This is a genomic window from Rhodococcoides corynebacterioides (assembly GCF_019834675.1).
Classification (GTDB): Bacteria; Actinomycetota; Actinomycetes; order Mycobacteriales; family Mycobacteriaceae; genus Rhodococcoides; species Rhodococcoides corynebacterioides_A.
Map to the genome: position 1 here is coordinate 17,038 of NZ_JABUBU010000016.1, position 18,564 is coordinate 35,601.

The 18,564-nt window shown below is 71.1% G+C and carries 15 protein-coding genes and 1 tRNA gene; 8 read left to right on the forward strand and 8 right to left on the reverse strand.

Going from position 1 to position 18,564, the window contains the following annotated elements; all coding sequences use genetic code 11:
* The 3 genes from mfd to HQ603_RS14420 all read right to left on the reverse strand — a co-directional run bounded on the left by mfd (nucleotide 1) and on the right by HQ603_RS14420 (nucleotide 5,339).
* Nucleotides 1-3,726, reverse strand: coding sequence for a transcription-repair coupling factor (mfd, locus tag HQ603_RS14410; RefSeq protein ID WP_222685257.1), 3,726 nt, complete (start codon nucleotides 3,724-3,726; stop codon nucleotides 1-3).
* A gap of 114 nt (nucleotides 3,727-3,840) precedes the next feature.
* Nucleotides 3,841-4,485, reverse strand: coding sequence for a ScbR family autoregulator-binding transcription factor (locus HQ603_RS14415; protein ID WP_222685258.1), 645 nt, complete (start codon nucleotides 4,483-4,485; stop codon nucleotides 3,841-3,843).
* A gap of 212 nt (nucleotides 4,486-4,697) precedes the next feature.
* The gene (locus HQ603_RS14420) at nucleotides 4,698-5,339 is read right to left on the reverse strand and encodes a TetR/AcrR family transcriptional regulator (protein ID WP_261773869.1); all 642 of its coding nucleotides are present in this window, start codon (nucleotides 5,337-5,339) and stop codon (nucleotides 4,698-4,700) included.
* Between the two features lie 121 nt (nucleotides 5,340-5,460).
* Here HQ603_RS14420 and HQ603_RS14425 point away from each other — a divergent pair.
* From HQ603_RS14425 to HQ603_RS14435, 3 genes are all read left to right on the forward strand, one after another.
* Nucleotides 5,461-5,531: transfer RNA gene (locus tag HQ603_RS14425), tRNA-Gln, on the forward strand.
* Between the two features lie 29 nt (nucleotides 5,532-5,560).
* Entirely contained in the window at nucleotides 5,561-7,039 is a 1,479-nt protein-coding gene (gene glmU, locus HQ603_RS14430; RefSeq protein WP_222685260.1) for a bifunctional UDP-N-acetylglucosamine diphosphorylase/glucosamine-1-phosphate N-acetyltransferase GlmU, read from the forward strand.
* A 4-nt stretch (nucleotides 7,040-7,043) separates the two neighbouring features.
* On the forward strand, nucleotides 7,044-8,027 hold the full coding sequence (locus tag HQ603_RS14435) for a ribose-phosphate diphosphokinase (protein ID WP_222685262.1): 984 nt from the start codon (nucleotides 7,044-7,046) through the stop codon (nucleotides 8,025-8,027).
* 68 nt (nucleotides 8,028-8,095) lie between these two features.
* Here HQ603_RS14435 and egtD read toward each other — a convergent pair whose 3' ends face one another.
* The 4 genes from egtD to egtA all read right to left on the reverse strand — a co-directional run bounded on the left by egtD (nucleotide 8,096) and on the right by egtA (nucleotide 12,502).
* Nucleotides 8,096-9,070, reverse strand: a complete 975-nt coding sequence (egtD, locus tag HQ603_RS14440; RefSeq protein WP_222685264.1) for an L-histidine N(alpha)-methyltransferase — start codon at nucleotides 9,068-9,070, stop codon at nucleotides 8,096-8,098.
* A gap of 58 nt (nucleotides 9,071-9,128) precedes the next feature.
* Nucleotides 9,129-9,869 (reverse strand): ergothioneine biosynthesis protein EgtC, encoded by a 741-nt coding sequence (gene egtC, locus HQ603_RS14445; RefSeq protein WP_222685266.1) that lies wholly within the window; start codon nucleotides 9,867-9,869, stop codon nucleotides 9,129-9,131.
* A complete protein-coding gene (gene egtB, locus HQ603_RS14450; protein ID WP_222685331.1) occupies nucleotides 9,870-11,144 on the reverse strand; it encodes an ergothioneine biosynthesis protein EgtB in 1,275 nt (424 codons plus the stop codon).
* Nucleotides 11,145-11,254: 110 nt separating this feature from the next.
* Nucleotides 11,255-12,502 carry an ergothioneine biosynthesis glutamate--cysteine ligase EgtA gene (gene egtA, locus HQ603_RS14455; protein WP_222685268.1) on the reverse strand — a complete coding sequence of 416 codons (1,248 nt, stop codon included), beginning with the start codon at nucleotides 12,500-12,502 and terminating at the stop codon, nucleotides 11,255-11,257.
* 42 nt (nucleotides 12,503-12,544) lie between these two features.
* On the opposite strand from egtA, the gene HQ603_RS14460 reads away from it, so the two are divergent.
* Entirely contained in the window at nucleotides 12,545-13,747 is a 1,203-nt protein-coding gene (locus HQ603_RS14460; RefSeq protein WP_222685269.1) for an aminotransferase class V-fold PLP-dependent enzyme, read from the forward strand.
* Here HQ603_RS14460 and HQ603_RS14465 read toward each other — a convergent pair.
* Entirely contained in the window at nucleotides 13,705-14,640 is a 936-nt protein-coding gene (locus HQ603_RS14465) for a DMT family transporter (RefSeq protein WP_222685270.1), read from the reverse strand. The two genes, HQ603_RS14460 and HQ603_RS14465, sit on opposite strands and share 43 nt — an antisense overlap.
* 71 nt (nucleotides 14,641-14,711) lie before the next feature.
* On the opposite strand from HQ603_RS14465, the gene HQ603_RS14470 reads away from it, so the two are divergent.
* From HQ603_RS14470 to HQ603_RS14485, 4 genes are all read left to right on the forward strand, one after another.
* Complete coding sequence (locus HQ603_RS14470; protein WP_222685272.1) at nucleotides 14,712-15,326, forward strand: TetR/AcrR family transcriptional regulator; 615 nt, start codon at nucleotides 14,712-14,714, stop codon at nucleotides 15,324-15,326.
* Nucleotides 15,327-15,485: 159 nt separating this feature from the next.
* On the forward strand, nucleotides 15,486-16,154 hold the full coding sequence (locus HQ603_RS14475; RefSeq protein ID WP_222685274.1) for a 50S ribosomal protein L25/general stress protein Ctc: 669 nt from the start codon (nucleotides 15,486-15,488) through the stop codon (nucleotides 16,152-16,154).
* Between the two features lie 79 nt (nucleotides 16,155-16,233).
* Complete coding sequence (gene pth, locus HQ603_RS14480; protein WP_222685275.1) at nucleotides 16,234-16,821, forward strand: aminoacyl-tRNA hydrolase; 588 nt, start codon at nucleotides 16,234-16,236, stop codon at nucleotides 16,819-16,821.
* 26 nt (nucleotides 16,822-16,847) lie between these two features.
* On the forward strand, nucleotides 16,848-18,506 hold the full coding sequence (locus tag HQ603_RS14485) for a peptide chain release factor 3 (protein ID WP_222685277.1): 1,659 nt from the start codon (nucleotides 16,848-16,850) through the stop codon (nucleotides 18,504-18,506).
* The last annotated feature ends 58 nt before the right edge of the window (nucleotides 18,507-18,564 follow it).

Consider the following 18,564-nt stretch of genomic DNA (forward strand, 5'->3'; position numbering starts at 1 on the left):
TCACACCCCACTCGGTTGCTCCACCCGAACCGAGCCCGCCGGTCGCCCGTCGAGAGCGAGCAACGCGTCGGCGACGAACTGGAGCAACTCCTCGTCGCGCACACGGGCCGAACCGACTCCACCGCCGGCGACCCGCGGAATCGGGATCTGCACCGTGCCGGTGGTGGCGCGGTACTGCGCGCTGGGGTAGAGCCGCTTCAACCGTAACTGCTTCGAGTCGGGCAGGTCCATCGGCGCGATCTTGACCATCGTCCCGGCCACCGAGACGTCGACGATGCCGTACTCGCGACACAGCATGCGCAGGCGTGCGACGGCGACGAGTCGGCCGACCTCCTCGGGGATCGGGCCGTACCGGTCGGTGAGCTCGTCGACGACCGCGCGGATCTCGTCCTCGTTCTGCGCCGCCGCGAGTTTGCGGTACGCCTCGAGGCGCAGCCGATCGCTGGTGACGTAGTCGGGCGGGATGTGCGCGTCGACCGGCAGGTCGATGCGCATCTCCTTCGGCGCCTCGTCGGTGGTGACGGGGCGGCCGTCGGCCACGGCGCGATACGCCTCGACCGCCTCCCCCACCAGACGCACGTAGAGGTCGAACCCGACGCCGGCGACGTGCCCGGACTGCTCGGCGCCGAGCACGTTGCCGGCCCCGCGGATCTCGAGGTCCTTCATCGCCACCGCCATACCGGCGCCGAGGTCGGAGTTCTGCGAGATGGTGGCCAACCGGTCGTACGCCGTCTCGGTGAGCGGCTTCTCCGGCGGATACAGGAAGTAGGCGTAGCCGCGATCCCGACTGCGCCCCACCCGGCCGCGGAGCTGGTGCAGCTGCGACAGACCGAGTGCATCGGCCCGCTCCACGATCAACGTGTTGGCGTTGGAGATGTCCAGGCCGGTCTCGATGATGGTGGTGCACACCAGGATGTCGTACTCCCGCTGCCAGAACCCCTGCACGGTCTGCTCGAGCGTGTCCTCGTTCATCTGGCCGTGCGCGACGACGACCCGCGCCTCCGGCACCAGCTCTCGGATGCGGGCGGCGGCCTTGTCGATGCTGCTGACCCGGTTGTGGACGTAGAAGACCTGGCCGTCGCGCAGCAGTTCGCGGCGGATGGCCGCGGCCACCTGCTTGTCCTGGTACGCCCCGACGTAGGTGAGCACGGGGTGACGCTCCTCGGGCGGGGTGAGGATGGTCGACATCTCGCGGATCCCGGCCATGCTCATCTCGAGCGTGCGAGGAATGGGCGTCGCCGACATGGTGAGCACGTCGACGTGTGTGCGCAGCGCCTTGATGTGCTCCTTGTGCTCGACGCCGAATCGCTGCTCCTCGTCCACCACCACCAGGCCGAGGTCCTTCCAGCGCACGCCGGTCTGCAGCAACCGGTGCGTGCCGACGACGACGTCCACGGTGCCCTCCGCCAGCCCCTCGAGGATCTCGCGGGACTGCGCCGGGTCGGTGAAGCGGGACAGGCCCCGCACCGTGACGGGGAAATTCGCCATCCGCTCGGTGAACGTCTGCAGGTGCTGCTGCGCGAGCAGCGTCGTCGGCACCAGCACGGCGACCTGCTTGCCGTCCTGCACCGCCTTGAACGCCGCGCGCACCGCGATCTCCGTCTTGCCGTACCCGACGTCGCCGATGACCACGCGGTCCATCGGCACCGGCTTCTCCATGTCCGCCTTGACCTCGGCGATGACCGTCATCTGATCGACGGTCTCGGTGAACGCGAACGCGTCCTCCATCTCCTGCTGCCACGGCGTGTCCGGACCGTAGGCGTGACCGGGCGCCGCCTGGCGGGCGGCGTAGAGCTGCACCAGCTCGCCCGCGATCTCGCGAACGGCCTTGCGCGCCTTGCGTTTGGTGTTGGTCCAGTCCGAGCCGCCCAGCTTGCTGAGGCTGGGCATCTCGCCGCCGACGTAGCGGGAGAGCTGGTCGAGCGACTCCATGGGGACGAACAGGCGGTCGCCCGGGTGGCCGCGCTTGGACGGGGCGTACTCCACCACGAGGTACTCGCGCCGGGCGCCGCCGACGGTCCGCTCGACCATCTCGACGAAGCGGCCGATGCCGTGCTGGTCGTGGACGACCATGTCGCCCGCCGTGAGCGCGAGCGGATCGACCTGGTTGCGGCGCTTGGCCGGCAGCCGCCGACCGTCGCCCGCCGCGGCGACGCGATTGCCGGTGAGGTCGGCCTCGGTGACGACGACCAGTCCCGCATCGCGCAGGATCACCCCGCTCTGCAGCGACCCGCACAGCACGCCGACGGTGTCCGCGCTCGGCTCGACCCCGGGCTCGAGGTGGGTGCCGGGGACACCGGCCTCCCGCAGCCGCTCGACGGTGCGCTGCGCCGTGCCGGCGCCGGCGACGACGACGGCGACGCGGCCGCCCGTCGCCAGATGGGCCGAGAACTGCTGGAACAACGCGGCCAGGGCTTCCTCCGAGCCGCGCACGTCCGGGGCGCTGTCGACGGGCAGGACGATCTCCTCGTCGGACCCGGACGCCAGCGGGCCGAGCGTCCACCAGGGGCGTCCCGTCGCCTCCACGGACTCGCGGACCTGCCGCAGCGAGCGGTACGCCGACGCGCTGAGATCGAGTCCCTGCGCCACGTCCTCCCGGTCACCGTGCAGGCCACTGGTGTCGAGGGCCTCGGTGTCGAGCGGGGCGGCGGCACCGATGCTCGCCGCGGTCCAGGACGCCTCGAGAAACTCGCGTCCGGTGCGCACCAGGTCCGTCGCGCGCGTGCGGACCTTCTCCGCGTCGCACACCAGCACATGAGCACCCGCGGGCAGGGCGTCGGTCAGCAGTTCCAGTCCGCCCGCCTTCAGCACGGGCAGCAGCGCCTCCATACCCTCCACGGGAATGCCGCCGGAGATCTTGTCGAGCATCTCCACCAGGGCGGCGTCGGACGCGTTGTTCTCGGCGAGGAGCGCGGCGCGGCGCCGGACGTCCTCGTCGAGGATCATCTCCCGGCACGGCGGGGCGATGACCGAGTCGACCGGGGCGTCCGGCAGGGATCGCTGGTCCGCCACCGAGAACGCGCGCACGTCGGTGACCTCGTCGCCCCAGAACTCCACGCGCACCGGATGATCCGCGGTGGGCGAGAACAGGTCGAGGATGCCGCCGCGCACGGCGAACTCCCCGCGCTTGCCCACCATGTCGACGCGGGTGTACGCCAACTCGACCAGGCGGGTCTGCAACTCCTCGAAATCGATCTCCGTGCCGACGCGCAGGCCGATGGGCTCGATGTCGCCGAGACCGCGTGCGATGGGCTGCAGGACGGACCGCACCGTGGTGACGACGACGCGCAGCGGCACGCCGTAATCCGGATCGTCCGGGCGGGCGAGACGACGCAGCACCTCGATGCGGCGGCCGACCGTGTCGGCCCCCGGCGAGAGCCGCTCGTGCGGCAGGGTCTCCCACGACGGGAACTGCGCGACGGCGTCGCCGAGCATCTCCCCGAGCTCCGCCGTGAGATCGTCCGCCTCACGGCCGGTGGCCGTGACCACCAGGACCGGTGCGGCCTGCGCGAGCGCCGCCGCGACGAACGAGCGCGCCGCCGTCGGTGCGACGACGGTCGCGGTGGCGCGGCCGGCGAGCTCGGTCACCCGGCGGAAGGACGCGTCGGACAGCGCGAGTCGCACCAGTCCGGACAGCCGGCCGTCGGCCGCGGGCGGCGAGGCGTCCGCAGCGGTGAGCGCAGCAGAGGACGGAGAAGAGGACACGAACGAGCTCCTGACGAACATCGGCGAGTGGCGACCCGCCGCGCACCCGGCACGCGAGGCGTGCCGTTCTGCGTCGGGCGGCACCACGATTCTAGGAGCCTCCACCGACAGCCCGGCAGGGCTGTCGGTGGACGATCAGTTGCCGTACTTGAGTACCCGGCGGGCGGCGAACTCGCGGAAGTAGTCGAGCTTGCGCTCGGGAACCAGCGACGGCAGCAGGTAGTGCCACAGCCGTTCCATGCGGGTGGACATGCGATCGGTGCTGTCGGTCGCCACCGCCACCATGTGCGCGCCCACGATCACCTCGAGGAACAGCATCCCGGTGGTCTCGGCGTCGAGGTCGGGCAGCAGATCGCCCTCCTCGAGAGCGCGACGCGCGAGACCGGTGTGGTACTCGGTCCACGTCTCGAGGATGTTCTCCCCGGTGCCACGGTAGTCGCCGATCTGGTACTTCAGCCGGAACATGGCCGCCACCATCGGATCGGTCACGGCCAGGTCGACGGTGATGTAGGACACGCCGATCTCGGCTTCGAGAGCCGGCACCCGGCCGTCGTCGACCGTGGCGCAGGCGGCGGTGAGGCGACGCGCTCCCTCGTCGATGACGGCGCGCGCCAGTTCTTCCTTGGATCCGAAGTGGAAGTAGAGCGCGCCCTTGGTGACCTGCGACTGGGAGATGATCTCGCTGAGGCTCGCGTTCGCGTATCCGAGGCGGAGGAACACCGTCGCGGCGCCCGCCAACACCGTGTCCCGGGTGATCTCGGCGCGTGCCTGTCTGACCATGCGATCCGCCTCGAAAGTGTGAGCAACGAACGGTGGGCCCCGATCGGGTGCCGCGTACGACACCGGTCGACACACCGAAACTGTGATCGGTGCCAGAAAACGGTACCACTGCACCTGTACCGGACCCCAGCACTCGTCCGTCGGTCTCGGCCGTCGTGTCGGATCGTGCACCGCGCTCGGAACGGTTGCGCCTCTTACGCCGCGGCGCCCGTTCAGGTGCCCAACTGCGGATCGGCCTCCAAATTGGTCAGCCCGTTCCAGCACAGGTTCACGATGTGCGCGGCGACGGCCTCCTTCGACGGCGACCGATCGTCGAGCCACCACTGCGCCGTCATCGACACCATGCCCACGAGCGCCTGGGCGTAGAGCGGCGCGTTGTCGGGATCGATTCCGCGGCGCGAGAAGTCCTCCGCGAGGATGTGCCCCACCTGCCCGACCGCGTCGTTGAGCAGCGAGGAGTACGTGCCCTCCGCCGCCGCCACGGGCGAATCCCGCACGAGGATGCGGAACCCGTCGGTGTGGTCCTCGACGTAGGTGAGCAGAGCCAGGGCCACCCGTTCGACGCGCACCCGCGATCGGTTCTCGGTCAGCGACGACGTGATCATCGACAGGAGCGTCGACATCTCGCGGTCGACCACCACGGCGTACAGCCCTTCCTTGCCGCCGAAGTGCTCGTAGACCACCGGCTTGCTGACCTGCGCGCGCTGCGCGACCTCCTCGATGGAGGTGGCCTCGTAACCGCGTTCGGCGAAGAGCGTGCGGCCGATCTCGATCAGCTGTGCCCGGCGCTGCGTGCCGGTCATCCGAACCCGGGGGCCGCGCTCGGGTGTCCCGGCGGGCGACGACGACGTCATGTGATCACTGATACACGACCCCGCTGCCGACGGTGCAGCGGTCCCGCGTCGGGAGTTTTACCCGTCGGGGCACTTCGTGCGAGACTCCTTCTCGCTCGGTGCACGCCGGCCGAGGCTGTGATCCGCCGTGGTGTAATGGCAGCACCTCTGATTTTGGTTCAGATAGTTCAGGTTCGAGTCCTGGCGGCGGAGCTCACCGTCTGAACACATCGAGGAGTTTCATGTCGTCGAAGGTCGCCGTCGTCGTGCTCGCCGCAGGTGCGGGAACACGGATGCGATCGAAGACACCCAAGGTGCTGCACCGACTGGCCGGTCGTTCCATGCTCGCGCACGCCCTGCACGCCGCGCACGGCGTCGACCCCGATCACCTGGTCACCGTGGTCGGCCACGACCGCGAGAAGGTCTCCGCCGCCGTCACCGATCTGGCCGAGTCGCTCGGGCGCACCATCGACATCGCCGTGCAGGACGAGCAGAACGGCACCGGCCACGCCGTCCAGTGCGGGCTCGCCTCCCTGCCCCGCGACTTCTCCGGCACCGTCCTGGTCACCGCCGGTGACGTTCCCCTGCTCGACGCCCACACCCTGCAGGCACTGCTGCACGATCACCGCTCGTCCGCCGAGACCGTCGCCGTGTCCGTCCTGACCTTCGTCCCCGCCGATGCCAACGGATACGGCCGCATCGTGCGGGACGTACAGGGACGGGTCGCCGAGATCGTCGAACATGCCGACGCCACCCCCGAGCAGCTGCTGATCACCGAGGTCAACTCCGGGGTCTACGCCTTCGACGCGGACGCCCTGCGTACCGCCCTGGCCTCGCTGGGCACGAACAACGCCCAGCACGAGCTCTACCTGACCGACGTCCTGAAGATCTCCCGCTCCCGCGGCCTGCCGGTGTTCAGCACGCAGCTGACCGACCCCGACCTGGTGCGCGGCGTCAACGACCGCGTGCAGCTCGCCGAGGTCACCCGCACCCTGAACGAGCACATCCTGGCCCGGCACATGCGCGCCGGCGTCACCGTCGTCGACCCGGGGTCGACCTGGGTGGACATCGAGGTGAGCATCGGCCGCGACGCCGTGCTGCACCCCGGCACCCAACTGCACGGCGCCACCGTGATCGGCGAGGACGCCGTCGTCGGACCCGACACCACGCTGACCGACGTCGCGGTCGGCGCCGGGGCCACCGTGGTCCGCACCCACGGGAGCGAGTCCGTCATCGGCCCGGACGCCGTCGTCGGCCCCTTCACTTACCTGCGACCGGGCACCGAGCTCGGCACCGCCGGCAAGCTCGGCGCCTTCGTCGAGACCAAGAACGCCGTGATCGGAGCGCACTCGAAGGTCCCGCACCTGACGTACGTGGGCGACGCGAGCATCGGCGAGCACTCCAACATCGGCGCGTCGAGCGTCTTCGTCAACTACGACGGCGTCGGCAAATCCCGCACCGAGATCGGCTCCCACGTCCGCACCGGGTCGGACACGATGTTCGTCGCCCCCGTGCGGGTGGGCGACGGGGCCTACACCGGTGCCGGAACGGTGCTACGCCATGATGTACCCGCAGGTGCGCTGGCCGTGTCCGGTGGTCCGCAACGGATCATCGAGGGCTGGGTGCAGAAGAAACGTCCGGGAACGCCGGCGGCCGAGGCCGCCGCACGTGCCCGGTCGACCGAGGATCCACACGAGCACGAACCGAAGGACGGCGAGTAGAGCAGTGACCACAGCCAACTGGACCGACAACCAGAAGAACCTGATGCTCTTCTCCGGTCGCGCTCATCCCGAGCTCGCCGAGCAGGTGGCGAAGGAACTGGGCATCGAGGTCACCCCGCAGACCGCCCGCGACTTCGCCAACGGCGAGATCTTCGTGCGCTTCGAGGAATCGGTCCGCGGATCGGACGCCTTCGTCCTCCAGAGCTGCCCGTTCCCGCTGAATCAGTGGCTCATGGAGCAGCTCATCATGATCGACGCGCTCAAGCGCGGATCGGCCAAGCGGATCACCGCGATCCTGCCCTTCTACCCCTACGCCCGGCAGGACAAGAAGCACCGCGGCCGCGAGCCCATCTCGGCGCGCCTGGTGGCGGACCTGCTCAAGACCGCCGGTGCCGATCGCATCATCACCGTCGACCTGCACACCGATCAGATCCAGGGCTTCTTCGACGGCCCGGTCGACCACATGCACGCCCACAGCCAGCTCGCGGAGCACATCCGGGAGGGCTACGACCTCGAGCACATCACCGTGGTGTCCCCCGACTCCGGCCGCGTGCGCGTGGCCGAGAAGTGGGCCGACTCGCTCGGCGGCGCCCCGCTCGCGTTCATCCACAAGACCCGGGATCCGTTGGTGCCCAACCAGGTCAAGTCCAACCGCGTGGTCGGTGAGGTCGAGGGACGCACCTGCATCCTCATCGACGACATGATCGACACCGGCGGCACCATCGCCGGTGCGGTGAAGGTGCTGAAGGAGGCGGGCGCCGGCGACGTCGTCATCGCCGCCACCCACGGCGTCCTCAGCAACCCGGCCGCGGAGCGGCTCGCGGCCTGCGGCGCCAAGGAAGTGGTGGTCACCAACACCCTGCCGATCACGGACGACAAGCGGTTCGACACCCTCACCGAGCTGTCGATCGCTCCCCTGCTGGCCCGCACCATCCGCGAGGTCTTCGAGAACGGGTCGGTCACCAGCCTCTTCAACGGCAGCGCGTAGTCCGTCCGCGGTTCGGTGCGAGGTCGCCCCTCGCGCCGGACCGCGGCGCCGGCTCACCCGGCGCGGCGTCAGCCCTCGCGCCGCGCCGCGACGAGCGCGAACCGGCGATCGGCATCGGTCCAGAAGCGGTCGACGGCGAACCCGGCCGCGGCGAGCTCGCCCGTGACGGACTCCTCCCGGAACTTGGCGGAGATCTCGGTGCGCATCTCCTCACCCTCGTCGAAGTGCACGTCCAGATCGAGTGCCTCGATCCGAACATCCTGTGCGCGAGTCGATCTCAGCCGCATCTCGATCCACTCGTTCCGGTCGTCCCAGATCGCGACGTGCTCGAAGGCCTCGGGCTCGAACGTCGCGTCCAGCGTGCCGTTCAGCACCGACAGTACGTTGCGGTCGAATCGCGCGGTCACGCCCGCGGCGTCGTCGTACGCCGGAACCATCACCGCGGGATCGATGACGAGCCCGACGCCGAGCAGCAGGTACTCCCCGGCGTCGACGGTCCGTCCGATCTCGGCGAGGAACTCGGCGCGCTCCTCCGGCACCAGGTTGCCCAGGGTGCCGCCCAGGAACGCCACCGTGCGGCGTCCGCCGGCGGGCAACGTCCGTAGCGTGTCGGTGAAATCGCTGACCACGCCGTGGATCTCGAGGTCGGGGTAGTCGCGGACGAGGTCCTCCATCGCGCCGGTGAGCGCCGACGGGGACACGTCCTGCGGGACGTAGCGCCGCAGCGATCCCTCCGCCGTGCCCGCCGAGAGCAACAGCCTGGTCTTGTCCGACGACCCCGATCCGAGCTCGACCAGCACCTTCGTGCGGGTCAGCGTCGCGATCTCGTCGGCGTGCTCGGCGAGCAGCGCCCGCTCGGTGCGCGTGGGGTAGTACTCGTCCAGCTCGGTGATGAGCTCGAACAGCTCGCTGCCCGTGGCGTCGTAGAACCATTTGGGCGGCAACCACTTCGGGGTGGCGGTCAGACCGCGGAGAACGTCGGCGCGCAACGCGTCGCGCAGATCGGCATCGGTGATGTGGACGTCGAGCGTCGGCGCTGCCATGGCGGGTCCTTCGGGTCGGTCGGGCCTGTCGGGGTGGATCGGGACGGTCGGGCGTGGTTCAGCGGTCGAGCGGGGTGATGTCCAGGACGCCGACGGCGGCGGTCACGATCGACCGATCCGGCACCGGACGCCAGGCGGGGTCGTCGTCGTCCGTGGGCTCGGACGCGACGGTGACGGACTCGCCGTCGGCGCGGACCGACAGGGCGTGATGGACCGCCGTGGCCCACAGCGTGCGGCCGTCACCGAGCAGCAGGTTCAGGCGTGACCCGGGCGCCGCGGCGTCGACGTCGCGCACCAGCCCCGCCACCGCCTCGCCCGGCTCCTGTCGAGTCAGTCTGTGCTGCAGCAGGACCCACAGCGTCGCGGCGTCGGTGGGCGCCGGGAGCCGCAGCAGGTCGACGGCCGGCACGTCGGCCACCAGATCGGCGAGACTGTGCGGCCACCCGGTGACGACACCGTTGTGGCCGAACGCCCACCGGCCGGCCACGAACGGTGCGCACGCCGATCGGTCCACTGGCATCCCGACCGTCGCCGATCGGATCGCCGCCAGCACGGCCGTGGACCGCACCGACGTCAACGTGTCGGTGACGGCCGGGTCGGTCCAGATCGGCATCGGATTCCGGTACAGGCCGACACCGTCGTCGGTCCACCACGCCGCACCGAACCCGTCGGCGTTGACGGTGCCGCCGCCCCGCATGTCCCGCGGCGCCCAGGACTGCTGCATCAGCGACGACGTACCGGCGGTGAGAACGTCACCGACCGAGCGGGCGGGACCGAGATACCCCAGCTGTCGGCACACTCAGGCGACTCCCACGTCCCGCGCGCACCGGAACCCCGAGAAGATCTGCCGGCGGATCGGATGGTCCCAGTTGCGGAACGTCGCGCGGACGGCCGTCGGGTCCGTGCCGAACGACCCACCGCGGAGCACCTTGAAGTCGCCACCGAAGAACACCTGCGAGTACTCCGGATACGGGAACATCTCGAACCCCGGGTACGGCTCGAAGTCCGACGACGTCCACTCCCACACGTCGCCCATCAGCTGCTCGACACCCAGCGCGGACGCACCCTCCGGGTACGCGCCGACGTCGGCGGGCTCGAGGTGGCGTTGGCCGAGATTGGCGTGATGCGCAGCGATGTCGTCGTCGCCCCAGGGGAAGCGACGCGAACGCCCGGTGGCCGGGTCCAGGCGGGCCGCCTTCTCCCACTCCGCCTCTGTGGGCAGACGCTTGCCCGCCCAGCGCGCGTAGGCGTCGGCCTCGAACCACGACACGTGCACCACCGGCTGCGCCGGCCGGACCGGCACGCGGCGACCGAACACCCGCCGCCACCAGGTGCCGTCCGGGTCCTGCTTCCAGAAACCGGGAGCGACGAGTCCGGCCTCCGTGCGGTGCTGCCACCCGCGGTGGCTCCACAACTCCTCGCGGTCGTATCCGCCGTCCGCGACGAAGCGGAGGTAGTCGCCGTTGGTCACCGGGACGGCGTCGATGGCGACGGTCTCCACCTGCACGGTGTGCGCGGGTCGCTCGTTGTCCAGAGCCCACGGGTCGGTGTCGGTGCCCATCTCGAACGGTCCGCCGGGGACGATCACCTCGAGGTCGCCGTCGGAGGGGACCTCCGCGCGCGGGGCGTCCGGCGCCGTCAGGACGGCCGGACCCGTGCGCAGCTGATGTGTGGCCAGCATGGTCTCGTCGTGCTGCTGCTCGTGCTGCGCCACCATGGCGAACACGAACCCGTTCCGGGTGAGCCGACGCTCGTCGAACGTGGTGTTCTGCAACGCCTCTCGGGACAGCTCGCGGACACGCGCCACGTACTCCCGCGCCGCGGTGGGAGTGAGCAGGGGCAGACCGGGACGGGTGGACCGGGCGTGCCGGAAGGCGTCGTACAGATCGTCGATCTCCCCGAGCAGCGGGGCGTGACCGCCGACGTCGCGGGCCAACCACAACTCCTCCTGGTTGCCGATGTGCGCGAGGTCCCACACGAGGGGACTCATCAGCGGCGACACCTGCTCGCGCAGGCCGTCGTCGTCCAGGCAGTCGGTGAGGGCCATCGTTCGGGCGCGACTGCGATCGAGCATGTCCTGCAAGCGCTGTCGCAGGGTGCCGGGGTCCGTGCCGGCTGTGGTGTCGGTGTTGTCGGTGGTGTCGGTGGTGTCGGTGGTGTCGGTGGCGAGGGAATCGGGGGCGGTCACCGGGCGGTCTCCTTCGTGTGGGCGCGGGCTGCCGGACGGGACTCGCCGGGGGCGAGCTGGGCAGCGCAGCGGTCGGCGGCCGCGCGGAGGCGGTCGGCGACGCCGCCGGCGGACGCCGCGGCCGCGACGGTCAGGACGGCCGACGCCGCATCGGCGAGCGCGGCGTCGGCCAGGCCGAGCCGGGCGGAGTCCTCCCAGCGGGATTCGGTGCCGCGCACCGCATCTCGCGCGACGGCGCGCACCCCGGCGGCACCCACGAGGGCGGCCACGGCGTGGACGGGCACGTCCCACAGGCCCTCCGGTTGCCCGTCGAGGTAGCGCACCTCGAGATGACCGCCCGCCCGCACCAGGGGGAACAGGGTGGTGAGGTGGTAGTCGAGATCCGCCGTGGTGGGGCGGTGCTCTCCACGGCCCGCCACGTCGTCGAGCGCACCGGCCAGCCACTGCGCGAAGGTGGTCTCCCGCGGCGGCGCCTGCAGCCGGTCCCCCATCCGAATGCAGAGCAGCGGCACGTCCAGCGCCCACCTGGCGTAGTCGACCACCGGATCGACCCCGAGGGGCACCCGGGTGCGCGTGCGGTCGAGCTCGAACCACGTGCGCATGCGTTGCGACGCCCACGGCTCGGCCGGGACCCCGGCCAGCGCGGGGGTGGCGGCGAAGGCGGCGAGCAGCGCCGGACCCACGGCGTGCAGCGTCTCCCACCGATCCCGGATCTCCGCGCGGTCCCGGCCGGCGTCGACGCTGATCTGGACGGCGGCGGTGTTGCACATCATCGCGCGACCGAACGGCCCCACGGTGTCGAAGCGCGACTCCATCGCGCAGTAGCGGGGCAACGTCAGCAACCGTTCCGGCGTTCGCTCGGTGTCGGCGCCGCCGGCGCCGAGCGCGATGTCGTGGGGCGCGAGGAGCGCGCGCAGACCCTCGGTGTCCCGCGCCATGGCGTCGACCACCAGATCCGCCGAGGCGGCGGGCGCGGAGGAGAGTTCGAGTTGGCCACCCGGTTCGACGGAGACGACGTTTCCGGAACGCAGGGGCAGGGCCGCGGATGCGGGATTCAGCGACACGGGGGCGTGATCGCCCAGGGCGGTCGCGAGCAGATCGAGGGACGGGCGAGACCCGTCGGGCAGGTGGGTGAACCATTCGAGTTCGGCGCCGACCAGGGCGGGCGGGCCGATCTTGAAACACACCCGCTCGAGGTAGGCCTCGGCGGCGGGGCGCGACCCCAGCGCGTTCGGAGACGTCATGCCTCGACGCTAGCGCGCCGGACCGACATAGTCTTCGAGGCGATGGAAAAGAACCTCGCGTCCGTGTTCCGCACCGCCCGCGCCGAGACTCCCGGCGCCGCCCGGGGCGTGTTCCTCGACAGCGCCGGGTCGTCGCTGCCGCCCCGCGCGGTGACCGACACGGTCGTGGACCACCTCCGCCGCGAGGCGGAGGTCGGGGGGTACGCCGCTGCCGCGGAACGGGCCGACGACCTGGCCGCGGTCCGGGCCTCGGTGGGACGCCTGCTCGGCGCCCCCGCCCACACCGTCGCCCTGTCCGACTCCGCGACGCGCGCGTGGTGCGACGTCTTCTACGCCGTCCCGCTCGCCCCCGGCGATCGGATCCTGCTCTCCCCCGTCGAGTACGCCACCGGGGCCATCGCCGCCCTGCAGAGAGCCCGGGCGACGGGCGCCGTCGTGGAACGGATGCCGGCGGACGACACCGGCGCGATCGACGTCGCCGCGCTGCACCGTGTGCTGGACGACCGGGTGAAGCTCGTGTCGCTGGTGCACGCGCCGACGAACAGCGGGTTGGTCAACCCCGTGCGCGAGGTGGTCGACGCGGCGCACGGGGTCGGTGCGCTCGTGCTGCTCGACGCCTGTCAGTCGGTGGGGCAGATCGACCTCGACGTCCGCGAGCTGGGGGTCGACGCGCTCTCGGCCACGGGACGCAAGTGGCTGCGCGGGCCCCGCGGCACCGGGATGCTCTACGTGGCGGAGCACCTGCTCGCCACCCTCGAACCGCGCTCGCTGGATCTGCACAGCGCGGCCTGGACCGGACCCGCTTCTTACGAGATCGCCGACGACGCACGACGATTCGAGACCTGGGAGCACGACGTCGCCGCCCGGCTCGGCCTCGGCGTCGCCGCGGACGGACTACTCGCGCTCGGTCCGCGCGCGGTCGAGGCGGCGGTGCGCGAGCGTGCCGATCATCTGCGCGGGGCGCTCGGCGAACTCGATCGGGTCACCATCCGCGACCCTCGCCCCGGCGAGCACGGCACGGCGCTGTCCGGCATCGTCACGTTCACCGTGGACGGCGTCGACCCCCATGCCGTCAAGGCCCGGCTGGCCGAGCAGGACGTAACCGTCACCGTGAGCCCCCGATCGTCGACGCTGTTCGACATGACGGCGCGGGGGCTCGACGCCGTGGTCCGGGCGTCGCCGCACTGCTTCCTCACCGTCGATCAGCTCGACGCGGCCGTGTCCGCGGTGGCCGGGCTGCGGTAGGTCGTTCCGGCACCCGCACCCGAGTCGGCCTCCCGACCCGGACCCGTCGGACGCAGCACCAACGCCACGGCCACCGCGCAGAGCACCAGGCCGATCACCGTCGCGACACCGAGCGCGTCGTCGAACATCGCCCACGCCCAGATCATCGTGACCGGGGGCGTCAGGTACAGCAGCGCGCTCGCCGCAGTCGCGCCGCGTCGGGCGATCACGACCAGGTAGCTGCCGATCGCGAGGAAGGTCGAGAGCAGGACGGTCCAACCGACGGCGAACCAGAAGGGCCCGTCGGCCGGCGGCATCGCGTCGCCCGCGACGACGCTCCACGCGAGGAAGAAGACCGCCGCCGTGGCGCTCTGGACCGCCAACCCCAGTGTCACCGGCACGCGGTCGGGCACCCGGGACTGCAGCAGGGTGCCCACCGACAGCGAGACCGTGCCGCCGACGGTGAGGGCGTAGGCCCACCACGGCGCGGCGCCGCCGAGGGCGCCGCCCACCACGACGGCCACCCCGACGATGCCGAGCAACAGACCGGTCACCGCCCTCGGCCCGATGCGCCGGCCGAGGAACGCGGCGGCGAGCGCGGCGACCACCATCGGCTGCAGCGCCGCGATCAGGGCACTGAGCCCGGCGGACACGCCGTACTCGACGCCGGTGTAGATGCCGCCGAGGTACAGGCACTGCATGAGCACGCCCAGGGCGGCCTGACGACGCAACGCCGGGCCGGGCGCGCGGCGGCGCCGCACGAGGACGACGAGGCCGAGGAGGAGTGCGGCGACGACGAACCGCCACGCGAGGACGGCGTGACCCGACGCGGAGCGCGTGCCGAGTTCGGCGCCGACGAAGCCCGAGCTCCAGGTCACGACGAGGACGGTCGCCAACGCGGTGTCTCTGTTCATCACCCCACGAGGTAACCATACAGGTCTGTATACTCACAGTGTCCCTCTCCCCCGACGACGGAAGGCCCGCCGTGCGCACCGCTCCCGACCCCGCCGACGCCCTGACCCCCGCGGGCGAGCGGATCCACGAGGTCGCCGCTCGCCTGTTCTACGAACGCGGCATCCGCGCCACCGGCGTCGACCTGGTCGCGGACGAGGCCGGTACCACCAAGAAAACGCTCTACGACCGGTTCGGCTCCAAGGACGGTCTGGTGGCGTTCTATCTGGGCCGACGGAACCTGCGGTGGCAACGCTTCGTCCTGGACCGACTGGCCGCCGAGGCCCCCGGACTCCCGACGATCCTGGCCTTCTACGACGCACTCGCCGCCTGGCTGGTGGAGTCCACCCGCGGATGCGGGTTCGTCAACGCCCACGCCGAGATCGCCGGCACCGACCATCCGGGGCTCGCGGTGGTGCACGCCGAGAAGGCCTGGGCGCGGGCGCTGTACGTCGACGCCGCGCGCGACGCCGGGGTCGCCGATCCCGACACCGTCGGCACGCGACTGTTCCTCCTGCACGAGGGCGCCGTGGTCGCGTCGACCGCCGGCGGCGTCACCGAGGCCGTGGCGGTGGCGCGGGAGTGTGCGCGGGACATCGTCCGGACGGCGCGGGCGGGGGATTCGCACCCGCCACACGCCGTCCGGTAAGGTACTGCAGGTTGTCTCGGCGAGGGTGTCCGGGCCGCGGATCCGTCCGGGGACCGACACCGTGATCGACGCAGGCACGGCCCTTCTCGGCCGTCCTCGTCCGTGTCCGCGCCGGACAAGTCGTACCGCCGCACACGCCGTCTTTCGAGGAGTTCCACCATGGCCGACACCAATGTTCTCTCTGCTTCGCTGCGTACCGAGTTCGGCAAGGGTGCGGCCCGCCGCACGCGCCGTGACGGACAGGTTCCCGCCGTGCTCTACGGCCACTCGACCGATCCGAAGCACCTCGCCATCGATTCCCGCGCCTTCGCGGCCGTGCTGCGCGCCGACGGCGTCAACGCCGTCATCGAGCTCGACATCGAGGGCGAGAAGCAGCTCGCGCTGACCAAGTCCGTCGTCGTGCACCCGATCAAGAACTACATCGAGCACGCCGACCTGCTGGTGATCCGTCGCGGCGAGAAGGTCACCGTCGAGATCGCCGTCACCACCACCGGCGACGCGGCCCCCGGCACGCTGGTCACGATCGACACCAACACCGTCGAGATCGAGGTCGACGCCACGCAGATCCCCGAGCAGTTCGAGGTGTCGGTGGAGGGTGCCGAGATCGGCACGCAGATCCTCGCGTCCCAGCTCGACCTGCCGAACGGCGCCACCCTGGTCACCGACGGCGAGACCCTGCTGGTCAACGTCGTCGAGGCGCCGACCGAGGCCGAGCTGGAGGCCGAGGGTGCCGGCGACCTCGCGTCGAACGTCGCCGCCGAGGAGGAAGAGGCCGTGGAGGACTCCTCCGCTGCCGACGAGGCCGCCGCCGCGGACTCCGACAACTGATTCCAGCCCCACCCGCACGGCGCGTTCTCCCCACGGAGAGCGCGCCGTGCGTCGTTCCCACCCGAGACGAGGCGACGCCATGACCAGTTCCGCAGCCGGACCGCTGGTGGTGATCGGCCTCGGCAACCCGGGCCCGCAGTACGCGGCGACGCGGCACAACATCGGCGCCGTCGTGCTCGACACCCTCGCCGCCCGTGCGCACGGCTCGTTCTCGACGCACAAGCGCAGCAACTGCGACGTGCTGTCCGCGCGGCTGGGCGACCGTCCCGTGGTGCTCGGCAAACCCCGGTCCTACATGAACGAGTCCGGCGGGCCGGTGGTGAACCTCGCCCGCTTCCACTCCGTGGATCCGACCGACGTGATCGTGGTGCACGACGAGCTCGATCTGGACTTCGGCGTCGTCCGGCTCAAGCGCGGCGGGGGCGAGGGCGGTCACAACGGGCTGCGGTCGATCTCGAAGTCGTTGGGCACCAAGGACTACATCCGGGTGCGCGTCGGCATCGGCCGTCCGCCGGGGCGGATGGATCCCGCGTCGTTCGTCCTCAAGCCGTTCGCCGCCGCGGAGCGCGCCGAGATCGCGGTGAGCGTCGAGGACGCGGCCGACGCCGTCGAACAGGTGGTGCGGCTGGGGCTCGAGGACGCGCAGAACCGCGTCCACCGCCCCTGACGTCACCGACCGTCCGCGTAATCTGGATGCCGTCGCCAGTCCCCAGAAAGGCCCTCGTGAGCACCCCGTCCGACCTGTCCTCGTCCGCCGAGACCACCCCCGCCGCGCCGAAGAACCTGCGCCACGAGGTGAATCGGCGCCGGACCTTCGCCGTCATCTCGCATCCCGACGCGGGCAAGTCCACGCTGACCGAGGCGCTCGCTCTGCACGCGCGCAAGATCTCCGAGGCGGGGGCCATCCACGGCAAGGCCGGACGCAAGTCCACGGTGTCGGACTGGATGGAGATGGAGAAGGCCCGCGGCATCTCCGTCAGCTCCACCGCGCTGCAGTTCGAGTACGACGACCACACCATCAACCTCGTTGACACCCCCGGTCACGCGGACTTCTCCGAGGACACCTACCGCGTCCTCACCGCCGTCGACGCCGCGGTGATGCTCATCGACGCCGCGAAGGGCCTCGAGCCGCAGACCCTCAAGCTCTTCCAGGTGTGCCGGCATCGCGGCATCCCGGTCATCACCGTGATCAACAAGTGGGACCGTCCGGGCCGCACCCCGCTGGAACTGCTCGACGAGATCGACGAGCGCATCGGCCTGACGCCGACGCCGATGTTCTGGCCGGTGGGCATCGCCGGCGACTTCCGCGGGCTGCTCGACGTCGCGAAGCACGAGTACATCCACTTCACCCGGACCGCCGGCGGCGCGACGATCGCACCGGAGGAGTACCTGGACGCCGACGCCGCCGCGGCACGCGAGGGCGACGAGTGGACCACGGCTCTCGAGGAGAGCGAGCTGCTGGTCGAGAGCGGTCAGCATCACGACGTGGACGCGTTCCTGGCGGGTCGGACGTCGCCGGTGATCTTCGCGTCGGCGATGCTGAACTTCGGCGTCCACCAGATCCTCGACGCGCTGGTGTCCTTCGCACCCGCGCCGGGTCCGCGTCCCGACGTCGCCGGCGGCGCACGCGACGTCACCGATCCGTTCAGCGCCGTCGTGTTCAAGGTGCAGGCGGGCATGGACACCGCGCACCGGGACCGCCTGGCGTTCATGCGCGTCGTCTCCGGCGTGTTCGAGCGCGGCATGGTGGTGACGCACGCGCAGACCGGCAAGCCGTTCGCCACCAAGTACGCGCTGACGGTGTTCGGGCGGGAGCGCACCACCGTCGAGAACGCCTACCCCGGTGACGTCGTCGGCCTGGTCAACGCCACGGCGCTCGCACCCGGCCACACCCTGTACGCCGAACGAAAGGTGGAGTTCCCGCCGATCCCGTCGTTCGCGCCGGAGCACTTCTCCATCCTGCGGGCGGAGAGTGCCGCCAAGTACAAGCAGTTCCGACGCGCGGTGGACCAGATGGATTCCGAGGGCGTCGTCCAGATCCTCCGCAACGACCTGCGCGGCGACGCGTCCCCCGTGCTGGCCGCGGTGGGGCCGATGCAGTTCGAGGTGGTCGCCGCGCGCATGAAGTCCGAGTTCGGGGTCGAGGCTCGCATGGAGCCGCTCGGGTACTCGCTGGCCCGACGGACCGACGCCGAGTCGGCGGACGAGCTGAACCGGCAGCGCGGCATCGAGGTCTTCACGCGCAGCGACGGCGTGCTCCTCGCCCTCGTCAGCGACAAGTGGCGCCTGCAGTACATCGAGAAGGAACTGCCGCACCTCACGCTGGAACCGCTGGTCGCCGCAGCCGACTGACGGCCGACTGACGGCCGACTGACGGGCGATCGGCGGGCCGCCGTCCCGCGAACTCGTG

Coding starts and splice junctions, on each gene's coding strand:
- egtA (WP_222685268.1), bottom strand. CDS start 12,502: ATGACGTCTCCGAACGCGCTGGGGTCGCGCCCCGCCGCCGAGGCCTAC.
- pth (WP_222685275.1), top strand. CDS start 16,234: ATGACCAGTTCCGCAGCCGGACCGCTGGTGGTGATCGGCCTCGGCAAC.
- HQ603_RS14460 (WP_222685269.1), top strand. CDS start 12,545: ATGGAAAAGAACCTCGCGTCCGTGTTCCGCACCGCCCGCGCCGAGACT.
- egtD (WP_222685264.1), bottom strand. CDS start 9,070: ATGGCAGCGCCGACGCTCGACGTCCACATCACCGATGCCGATCTGCGC.
- egtB (WP_222685331.1), bottom strand. CDS start 11,144: ATGCTCGATCGCAGTCGCGCCCGAACGATGGCCCTCACCGACTGCCTG.
- HQ603_RS14415 (WP_222685258.1), bottom strand. CDS start 4,485: ATGGTCAGACAGGCACGCGCCGAGATCACCCGGGACACGGTGTTGGCG.
- HQ603_RS14485 (WP_222685277.1), top strand. CDS start 16,848: ATGCCGTCGCCAGTCCCCAGAAAGGCCCTCGTGAGCACCCCGTCCGAC.
- mfd (WP_222685257.1), bottom strand. CDS start 3,726: ATGTTCGTCAGGAGCTCGTTCGTGTCCTCTTCTCCGTCCTCTGCTGCG.
- glmU (WP_222685260.1), top strand. CDS start 5,561: ATGTCGTCGAAGGTCGCCGTCGTCGTGCTCGCCGCAGGTGCGGGAACA.
- HQ603_RS14475 (WP_222685274.1), top strand. CDS start 15,486: ATGGCCGACACCAATGTTCTCTCTGCTTCGCTGCGTACCGAGTTCGGC.
- HQ603_RS14420 (WP_261773869.1), bottom strand. CDS start 5,339: ATGACGTCGTCGTCGCCCGCCGGGACACCCGAGCGCGGCCCCCGGGTT.
- HQ603_RS14465 (WP_222685270.1), bottom strand. CDS start 14,640: ATGAACAGAGACACCGCGTTGGCGACCGTCCTCGTCGTGACCTGGAGC.